The 211-nt window shown below is 61.1% G+C and carries 1 pseudogene; it reads left to right on the top strand.

From position 1 onward, the window contains the following. Positions 1-211: pseudogene (locus A3728_RS23295) on the top strand (FkbM family methyltransferase); the annotation flags it as partial.

Below are 211 nucleotides of genomic sequence, written 5' to 3'. Positions count from 1 at the left end.
GTCCATGCCGCGAACGAGGTGGAGAACGTCACCCTGCATCACGCGATCCTCGGGCCACGCAAGGGCAAGGCGGATTTCTACGTGCGCGAAAGGTTCATCGTCTCGTCGCTGGCCCCCATCGAGGGGACGAACGTGATCTCGATAGAGCAGGTGGAAATGCGGAATGCCAAGACCGTCTTCAAGGAGGTGAAGCCCACCGTGCTCGTCTGCG

Source organism: Sulfitobacter sp. HI0040 (assembly GCF_001634885.1).
In the GTDB taxonomy this organism is placed as follows: Bacteria; Pseudomonadota; Alphaproteobacteria; order Rhodobacterales; family Rhodobacteraceae; genus Sulfitobacter.
The sequence above is the reverse complement of the archived record's forward strand: the minus strand, read 5'-3'. Positions and strand labels throughout refer to the sequence as shown.